We start from the raw sequence: 8,036 nt of genomic DNA on the forward strand, positions 1-8,036 counted from the left end.
CCGGAGCTGCGGCCGCTCCGCCGCCGCAGCGAGACCTGCCCTGCGCGCACCGAAGCAGGACCGAGGCGGGCTGCCCGCCGTGCCGGCGCGGTCGCCCGTGCCGGACCGCCGTTGACAGATTCGCCGCACACCCCTACGTTTATCGATATTCGTTGTTATCGACAAACGTGAAGGTGCGTCATGGACACGTCATCCGGCCGCTCGTCCCTCCGCCGCGTCGTCGACCGGCTCGACCGCGCGGGGCTCGTCGTCATCGCCGCCGGGGCGGCGCTGGTCGCACTCGCCTCGCTCGCGGCCATCGTCGTCACCGGGGTGCAGACCCTCGGCTCCGGGCCGCTCACGGTGCGCGACCTGCCGATCGAGAACCCCGCGACGCCCGCGTTCACCGAGTCGCTCGACGCGGTCACCGCGGCCCGCTACGAGTCCGTGGAGATGACGGTCGAGGGCGTCTCGGGGTGGGCGCGGGCGCTGCTGTGGGCCGGTGAGGCGGTCGCCTGGCTGACGGTGCTCGGCATCTGCGTGGCCCTGGTGTGGCTGTGCGTGCGGATCTCGCGGCAGCGTCCCTTCGGGCGCTCGGTCACCACGGCGCTCAACTGGGTGGCGGTCCTCGTCATCGTCGGCGGGACCACCAGCGGGGTGCTCGCCGACTTCGGCCGCGGCACCGTCGTCGCCGAGGTCGCCCCGCAGGCCGTGGCACGCTCCGGCGACAGCGCCGAGGGGTTCGTCGGGCTCCTCGTCACCCTCGACCTGGCCCCCATCGGCATCGGCCTGGCCCTCGGGGTGGTCGCCGCGGCCTTCGGGATCGGCACCCGGATGCAGCGCGACGTCGAGGGGCTCGTGTGATGGCCCGCGCGAGGACGCGGGAGACCGACGACGACGCACCCACCGGCGTCCACTGCCGGCTCGACGAGCTGCTCGCCGAGCGGGGCATGACGCTCACCCGGCTCAGCGAGCTCGTCGGGGTGAGCATCGTCAACCTCTCGGTGCTGAAGAACAACCGTGCGCGGGCCATCCGCTTCTCCACCCTCATCGCGATCTGCCGGGCGCTGGACTGCGAGATCGGGGACCTGCTCGTGCGGGCGGACCGGGCGGGCACGCCCGCGCCCTGAGCGGCGACGGTGACCGGGCTGCGGGGCGCTGTCACACCCGGTGCCCCGCCGGCGACAAAGAGGGTGAGCACCTCGCTCACCCCACCACCCCGGTGGGTCCGGACGACCGACGGAGGATCATGTCCCGCCTCGACATCACCCAGCACGCCCCCGAGGGCTTCCACGCCGTGCTCGGCCTGGAGCAGTACGTGCGCGGCCGGCTCGACCGGGAGCTGCTCGAGCTCGTCAAGCTGCGCGCCTCCCAGCTCAACGGCTGCGCCTTCTGCGTCGACATGCACGCCACCGACCTGGAGGCGGCCGGGGTGCCGACGCGCAAGATCTACGCCGTGAGCGCCTGGCGCGAGACGGACTTCTTCACCCCGACCGAGCGCGCCGCGCTGGCACTGACCGAGCAGGTCACCCTCCTGCCGGGCGGTGTGGATGAGGAAACCTGGCAGTCCGCCGCCCGCGAGCTCACCGAACGGGAGCTGGCCGACCTCCTGCTGGCGATCGGCACCATCAACCTGTGGAACCGGATCGCGGTGCCCACCCGGCAGGCCCCGCCCCCGCTCGCCGGTGCCACTTACCCGGCCGTCGCCGCCGCAGCGCGCTGACCGGGCACGCGGTGGGTCGCTACGTTGGGAACGTGACCCGGCCCGAAGCGGAGCCCGCCGCCGCGCCCGAGGCCGCGGCCTTCGAGCGCGAGCGGCGCCGGCTCACCCTGCTCGCCTACCGCATGTGCGGCTCGTGGGGCGATGCGGAGGACGTGGTCCAGGCGGTCGCGCTGGAGTGGCTGCGGCAGCCCGGGCCGGTGGCGGACCCGGCCGCCTGGCTCACCACGGTCACGGTGCGCCGCGCACTGGACGCGCTGCGCGCCCGCCGTCGCGAGGCGTCCTACGTCGGGCCGTGGGTGCCCGAGCCGGTGGTCCACGCCGGACCGGACCCGCACGCCGAGGCGGAGCGGACCGAGGCGCTGACGACGGCGTTCCTCATGCTGGCAGAGGAGCTCACCCCGCCCCAGCGCGCCGTCGTCGTACTCCGCGCGCTGGGCTACGAGCACACCGAGATCGGCGAGGTGCTGCAGATCTCCCCCGCCGCGTCACGGCAGCACCACAGCCGCGGCACCCGCCGGCTGAGCGAGCTCAACGGGCGCGACGTCCACGCCGACCCGACGCTCGGGCTGACGCCGGGTGCCGACCAGCGCGAGGCACAGCGGCTGCTCGAGCTCTTCCTCCGGGCGGCCCGGGCCGGGGACGTCGCAGCCCTGCTCGGGCTGCTGCACGCCGACGTCGTCGCCTACAGCGACGGCGGCGGGCGGGTGCGCGCGGCGCGCCGCCCGCTCTACGGCCCCTCGAACGTCGCCCGGTTCACCGCGGGGGTCACGGCGCGGCACCCCGCGGAGCGCAGCACGGCACAGCTGCTGGCGGTCAACGCCGGCCCCGGCGCCGTCCTCACCATGTCGGGGGACCGGCACGTGATCTCGCTCCAGGTGCGCGACGGGCGCATCTACCGGCTCTTCGACGTCGCCAACCCGGACAAGCACGCGGGCCTCGCCGGGCTCGTCGCGTCCCAGGGCGTGCTGCTGCTCGGCTGAGTGCGGCGGCCACCGCCACCCGGGCCGGGCTCGTGGCCGCCGCGGTCGTGGCGCTCCCCGCTGAGCGACGCGGCCGGCCAGGCCGGCCGCGTGATGGCCCGGATCACCCGCGCGGCGAGCGGGGCGGCCTCATCTTCGGCACGCGGCTGCCGATGGGCAGGACGACACGTACCTCGGCATGTGCGCGCCCGGCCGGCCCGCTGCCCGCGACTCGAAAGGACTGCCGTGCTCAGCTTCGTCGGCACCGCCATCGCCTTCTGGACCCTCGCGGCGTTCCCGCTCCTCGTGGTCTGGTCGGTGCTGGGCGGCGACGTCATGATGGGCGTGCACGCCGAGCCCGAGCCGAAGGCCTACCGGCGGGCGCTGCGGTACAGCCGCCTGGCGCACCGGCTGCGCCGCGGCGCGGTCTTCCAGCTGTTCGTGGGCTCGACCGCGCTCTTCGTCGTGCTCACGGTCGGCTACGCCCTGGCGGGTTACAGCCCCGTCTTCCAGCCGGTGCTCAAGACCCTCCTGGTGACGGCGCTGGTCTCCTGCTACCTCACCTTCCTCGTCCGCTCCGTGCTGGAGGTGCTGGTGCGGCGGCTCGGGTTCCACAAGGACCTGTGGGCGCGGGTGGAGGCCCGCCTGGCCGAGGAGCGCACGCGCTGACCCGCGACGGCCACGTGGCCGCACCGGCAGGCCGCCGATGAGAGGTGGCACCCCCAGCCGGATTCGAACCGGCGCCGCCGCCGTGAGAGGGCGGTGTCCTGGGCCGCTAGACGATGGGGGCACGGAGGACGCTCGATGCGTCCGTCCGGGGTCCAATCTGCCACATCTGGCGCGCAGAGCCGAATCGGGCACCCCGGACCGGGTTCGCGTGCGACCTTTCGCGTGCCACCTCCGGGCGGCCGCGCCCGCCGTCAGCCGGCCCCGGCCGCCCAGCCGGTGACAGCGGTGACGCGCAGCACGAGCACCCGCGTGAACGGCCGGTCCGCGTACTGCGGGTAGTGGTCGGCGAGGAGCGCTGCGAGCGCGTCCTGCACGGCAGTGGGCGGGTGCGGTTGCCACACGAGCTCGGCGCGCACCCACCACAGCCGTGACCAGTCATCCGGGTCCCAGTGGTCCGCGAGGAGCGTCGCCCGCGGGTCCGCCTCGAGGTTGCGCTCGCGCTGCAGCCGGGTGGCGCGCTTCGCCTTGACGGTGTCCACCGGGAGGCCGACGTGCCGGCCGTCGACGGCGAAGGTCACCGGCACGGCGTCCACGCCGCGCCGGGGGTGGACGGTGCACAGGACGGCGTGGTCGTGGGCGCGCAGCCTGGCCAGCGCCTCGTCCGGGGTGAGCCTCATCGGGCGGCGGGCGGGGACGGCGTCGTCATGGGGCCTAGTCGACCACGGCGAGGCGCGACTCGGCGCCGGGACGGCGCCCCGAGACGGTCGGCGCACCGCGTCGCCTGGGACGAGCTGTCCGGCTGGCGGCGGCTCAGCCACTCGGGACGGGCCGCACGGACCCCAGCACGATGCCGTCCACGCCGCCGCCCAGGCACTCGTCGACGATCGGGCCGTAGGACGACCGCAGATCGTCCACGAAGCCGCCGCCGGCATCGAGAGCGTCCCCCGCCGCATACACCGTGCCGTCATCGCCTCGCAGGCGGCCGTCCTCGGTGAGCCCGAACCCGAGCGGCCAGATGACGGGCGTCACCGAGCCGTCCTCGTTCGAGATGCCGTAGCAGCCCTGTCCGCTGACCCCGACCGGCCCGGCGAACGCGGCGTCGGCGCCACCCTCGTCGATGAGCTGCACCAGCAGCGTGTGGTCCCCCACCTCGACGAGCCCTACTCGCTCCTGCGGGTCCGCTGCCTCGTGCCCGTTCGAACCGCAGCCGGCCAGGGCGGTGACGATCAGTGCGGCGGTGACGCCGACAGTGGACACCAGATGTCGTCTCATCCTCGGTCATCCCAGCCCGACCATGCCGGAAGAGCGCTCGGGCCATTCGGCATTGCTGGTCTCCATCCGCCGTCGGACAGCTGCATCGTCGGTGGCCTGTGCAGGCGCGCCAGGAGCTCGGAGATGCCTCGTCATGATCGCCCGTCACAGCGTTCGGGCGAGGCACCCTGTCGCGTCTCCCATGATCGCAGGTCAGGCGCCGGTGTACGCGACCTTCATCGCCGCGTTCCCCACCCGAGCGCTGCCGGCGCGCGGTCCCGCTGCCCGGCGACGAGCGCGGTGAGCGCCAGGCCGAACCCGGTGAGCTGGCCGGCGGTGAGCGTCTCGCCGAGCAGGAGTGCGCCGATGGTCGCAGCGACGAGCGGGGAGAGCAGGCCGAGCATGGTCGTGGCGGTGACCGGGAGCAGCCGGATGCCGCGGAACCACAGGGAGTAGGCGACGAATCCGCCCACCGTGCCGAGCCACAGGTAGCCGGCGACGGCGCCGCCGTCGATCCCTGGCGGCACTCCCTCGAGCCGGGCGGTCACCGGCAGCAGGACGAGCCCGCCGGCGGCCAGCTGCCACCCGGCGTAGGTGAGCGGACCGACGCCGGCGGGGCTGCCCCACCGCTTGGTGAGCGTGACGCCGAGGGCCATCGAGCCGGCGCCGGCGAGCCCGGCGAGGACCCCGAGGGCGTCGAGCCGGGCGGTCGGCTCCAGGACGACGAGCCCGACCCCGAGGACGCCGACGATGCTCCATCCGGTCCGCCACAGCGTGGGCCGCTCGCGCAGGACCAGGACGGCGAGCCCGGCGACGACGAGCGGCTGGACCGCCCCGAGCGTGGCCGCGACGCCGCCGGGGAGGCGTTCGGCGGTGACGAAGAGCAGCGCCTGGAAGGCCCCGATGTTGAGCGTGCCGAGCACGGCGGCGCGCCACCACCAGTCCCCGCGGGGCAGCGTGCGGGTGGCCGCGATGAGCAGCAGCCCGCCGGGCAGGGTGCGCAGGAGGGCGGCGAAGAGCGGGTGGTCGGGCGGGAGCAGCTCGGTGGTGACCGAGTAGGTGGTGCCCCACGACATCGGGGCGAGCGCGGTGACGGCGACCAGCACCGCTCCGGCGGGCAGCATCCGGCGCCGGTCCTGGCCGGGCGGGCGGGTGAGCGTGGTGGTCATGCCACCCAGTGTTCGCCCGCACCGATCGATACGTCCAACACCTGGTTGAGATGGCATCGATCGTGGTGCACGATCGATGCCATGGAGCTCCGCCAGCTGCGCTACGCCGTCGCCGTCGCCGACACCCGCAGCTTCACCCGCGCCGCGGCACAGTGCTACGTCGCGCAGTCGGCGCTCAGCCAGCAGGTGAAGAACCTCGAGCGCGAGCTCGGGGTGGCGCTCTTCGCGCGCACCAGCCGGCGGGTGGAGCTCACCCCGGCCGGGCACGCCTTCCTCCCCGCGGCCCGGCAGTGCCTGGAGGCGGCGGAGCGGGCGGTGACGGACGCGGCCGCCGCGGTGGGTGAGGTGCGCGGTCGGCTCGCGGTGGGGATGATCCCCACCGTCGTCGCGCTCGACCTGCCCGCCGTGCTCCAGCGCTTCCGCGAGCACCACCCCCAGGTGCGGGTGAGCCTGCGGGTGGGGTCCAGCGACGTCATGGCGCGCGAGGTGGCGGCGGGCGGGCTCGACGTCGCGCTGCTCGGGCTGCGCGAGGGGGTGCGGCCGCGCGGGGTGGAGCTGCGCGAGCTGGGGCGCCAGGCGCTGGTCGCCGTCCTGCCGCCGGACCACGGGCTGGCGGGCAGAAAGCGGGTGTGGCTGCGTGACCTGGCGGGCGAGGTGTTCGCCGACTTCCCGGCGGACTCCTCGGGCCGGGCGCAGTCCGACCACGCCTTCGCGGCGGCCGGGCTGGAGCGGGAGGTGGCCTACGAGGTCTCCTCCCCCGAGCTCATGCTCGGGCTCGTCGGGCAGGGGCTGGCGGTGGCGCTGCTCGCCGAGGAGATCGCGGCGCGCAGCCGTGCGGTGCGCACGGTGCCGGTGGGCGACGGGCCGGTGCGAGTGGAGTACCTGGCGTGGAGCGGCTTCAACCCCTCCCCGGCGACGCGGGCGTTCCTCGCGCTGCTCGAGGCGCCGTCGGCGCCTGACCTGACCGGGTAGCTCAGGCCTTCTGCTTGGCGGCGGCCTTGAGGGCCCGCTTGGTCTCGCGGACCTGGAGCAGGGTGGCCTCGTCGACGACGTCGGCGATGGAGCGCATGGCGCCGTCCGCGCCGTACTCGCCGGTGGCCTCGCGCCAGCCGGGAGCCTGGAGGCCGCACTGCTTGCCGAGCAGAGCGAGGAAGATCTTCGCCTTCTGTTCCCCGAACCCGGGCAGCTGCTTGAGGCGACGCAGGATCTCCGGGCCGTCGGGGTTGCCGTCGGTCCAGATGCGGGCGGCGTCGCCGTCGTAGTCGGCCACGATGGCGGCGCTGAGCGCGACGATCCGCTTGGCCATCGAGCCGGGGTAGCGGTGCACGGCCGGGGTCTGGCGCATGACCTCGGTGAGCTCGTCGGGGTCCATCGCGGCGAGCTTCGCGGCGTCGATGCCGCCGAGGCGCTGGTGCAGCTTGTAGGGGCCGGCGAAGGCGGTCTCCATCGGGACCTGCTGGTCGAGCAGCATGCCGATGAGCAGGGCCAGCGGGTCGGTGGACAGCAGCCGGTCCGCGGCGTCGTCGCCGGTGAAGTGCAGGTCGTGGTCCATGGGGCCGATCCTCTCACTCCTGGCAAGGGCCGGCGGGCGCGCCTACCCGAGCACGGCGAGGAGGAGGCACAGCGCCCCGACGGTGACGTCGAGCCCGATGCAGAAGACGGCGAGTGACCGGTGGACGACGACGTCGCGGCGGTAGTGCCACACGTCCCACAGCGCGTGGGCCGCCAGCACCACGCCGGCCAGGGCGAGCCCAAGCCGCGGGGCGAGGTGGAGCGCGAGCACGGCGAGCCCGAAGTAGCCGACCATGGCCGCGGCCTGGGTGGCGGTGACCCGACCGGCGCCGAGTGCGACCCCCACGAGCAGGAGCACGACGCCGGCCACCGTGAAGAGCAGCCACCACGGCATCGCGCTGAGCAGGCCGGCGAACGCCAGCCCGCTGAAGACGGGCACGCCGAGCCACGCCACCCAGCGCGTCCTGGTCGCCGCGGCCGCCAGGTAACACAGGGCAGCGACCCCGACGGCGGAGGCCGGGGTGAGTGTCGTCGTGCCGGCGGTGGTCGTGGCGCCGTGCATCGCGGAGAGCCCGTAGGCCAGCCCCAGCCCGGCGACGACGCCGAGCGCCGACCACAGGGCGAGGAAGGCGCCCGAGGCCGGGCGCGGCGTCGTGGTGGTCGGGCTGGGAGAGGCAGTTCGCGTGGTCATGGTGGTCCCCTCATCACGGTGCGCCGGCCCGTGGTGTGGGTCGACCTCTCCAGGATGGGAGGTGGGTTCGGCCGAGGGAATGC

General features: G+C 74.6%; 11 protein-coding genes and 1 tRNA gene. 6 read left to right on the forward strand and 6 right to left on the reverse strand.

Annotation, left to right across the window (positions count from 1 at the left end):
* The first annotated feature begins 180 nt into the window (after positions 1 to 180).
* The 5 genes from Q0195_RS01395 (at position 181) to Q0195_RS01415 (ending at position 3,330) form a co-directional block, all read left to right on the forward strand.
* Entirely contained in the window at positions 181 to 843 is a 663-nt protein-coding gene (locus Q0195_RS01395; protein ID WP_299273555.1) for a DUF2975 domain-containing protein, read from the forward strand.
* Entirely contained in the window at positions 843 to 1,109 is a 267-nt protein-coding gene (locus tag Q0195_RS01400) for a helix-turn-helix transcriptional regulator (RefSeq protein WP_299273558.1), read from the forward strand. Before Q0195_RS01395 ends, Q0195_RS01400 begins: the two co-directional genes overlap by 1 nt.
* A gap of 119 nt (positions 1,110 to 1,228) precedes the next feature.
* Positions 1,229 to 1,702: a carboxymuconolactone decarboxylase family protein gene (locus tag Q0195_RS01405; protein WP_299273560.1), complete on the forward strand. Its 474-nt coding sequence runs from the start codon at positions 1,229 to 1,231 to the stop codon at positions 1,700 to 1,702.
* A gap of 32 nt (positions 1,703 to 1,734) precedes the next feature.
* A complete protein-coding gene (locus tag Q0195_RS01410; protein WP_299273561.1) occupies positions 1,735 to 2,682 on the forward strand; it encodes a sigma-70 family RNA polymerase sigma factor in 948 nt (315 codons plus the stop codon).
* Between the two features lie 225 nt (positions 2,683 to 2,907).
* Entirely contained in the window at positions 2,908 to 3,330 is a 423-nt protein-coding gene (locus Q0195_RS01415) for a hypothetical protein (RefSeq protein ID WP_299273564.1), read from the forward strand.
* Between the two features lie 45 nt (positions 3,331 to 3,375).
* Here Q0195_RS01415 and Q0195_RS01420 read toward each other — a convergent pair.
* The 4 genes from Q0195_RS01420 to Q0195_RS01435 all read right to left on the reverse strand — a co-directional run bounded on the left by Q0195_RS01420 (position 3,376) and on the right by Q0195_RS01435 (position 5,750).
* Positions 3,376 to 3,451, reverse strand: a tRNA-Glu gene (locus Q0195_RS01420).
* A gap of 130 nt (positions 3,452 to 3,581) precedes the next feature.
* A complete protein-coding gene (locus tag Q0195_RS01425; protein ID WP_299273567.1) occupies positions 3,582 to 4,007 on the reverse strand; it encodes a pyridoxamine 5'-phosphate oxidase family protein in 426 nt (141 codons plus the stop codon).
* A 133-nt stretch (positions 4,008 to 4,140) separates the two neighbouring features.
* Positions 4,141 to 4,587 carry a hypothetical protein gene (locus Q0195_RS01430; RefSeq protein ID WP_299273569.1) on the reverse strand — a complete coding sequence of 149 codons (447 nt, stop codon included), beginning with the start codon at positions 4,585 to 4,587 and terminating at the stop codon, positions 4,141 to 4,143.
* A gap of 230 nt (positions 4,588 to 4,817) precedes the next feature.
* Positions 4,818 to 5,750 carry an EamA family transporter gene (locus tag Q0195_RS01435; protein WP_299273572.1) on the reverse strand — a complete coding sequence of 311 codons (933 nt, stop codon included), beginning with the start codon at positions 5,748 to 5,750 and terminating at the stop codon, positions 4,818 to 4,820.
* A gap of 81 nt (positions 5,751 to 5,831) precedes the next feature.
* On the opposite strand from Q0195_RS01435, the gene Q0195_RS01440 reads away from it, so the two are divergent.
* Entirely contained in the window at positions 5,832 to 6,722 is an 891-nt protein-coding gene (locus Q0195_RS01440) for a LysR family transcriptional regulator (RefSeq protein WP_299273575.1), read from the forward strand.
* Position 6,723: 1 nt separating this feature from the next.
* On the opposite strand, the gene Q0195_RS01445 is transcribed toward Q0195_RS01440, so the two are convergent.
* Positions 6,724 to 7,302 carry an HhH-GPD-type base excision DNA repair protein gene (locus Q0195_RS01445; RefSeq protein ID WP_299273577.1) on the reverse strand — a complete coding sequence of 193 codons (579 nt, stop codon included), beginning with the start codon at positions 7,300 to 7,302 and terminating at the stop codon, positions 6,724 to 6,726.
* Positions 7,303 to 7,344: 42 nt separating this feature from the next.
* Positions 7,345 to 7,953, reverse strand: a complete 609-nt coding sequence (locus Q0195_RS01450) for a hypothetical protein (protein WP_299273579.1) — start codon at positions 7,951 to 7,953, stop codon at positions 7,345 to 7,347.
* Positions 7,954 to 8,036 lie beyond the last annotated feature (83 nt).

The sequence above is a fragment of the uncultured Georgenia sp. genome, assembly GCF_937958535.1.
Classification (GTDB): domain Bacteria; phylum Actinomycetota; class Actinomycetes; order Actinomycetales; family Actinomycetaceae; genus Oceanitalea.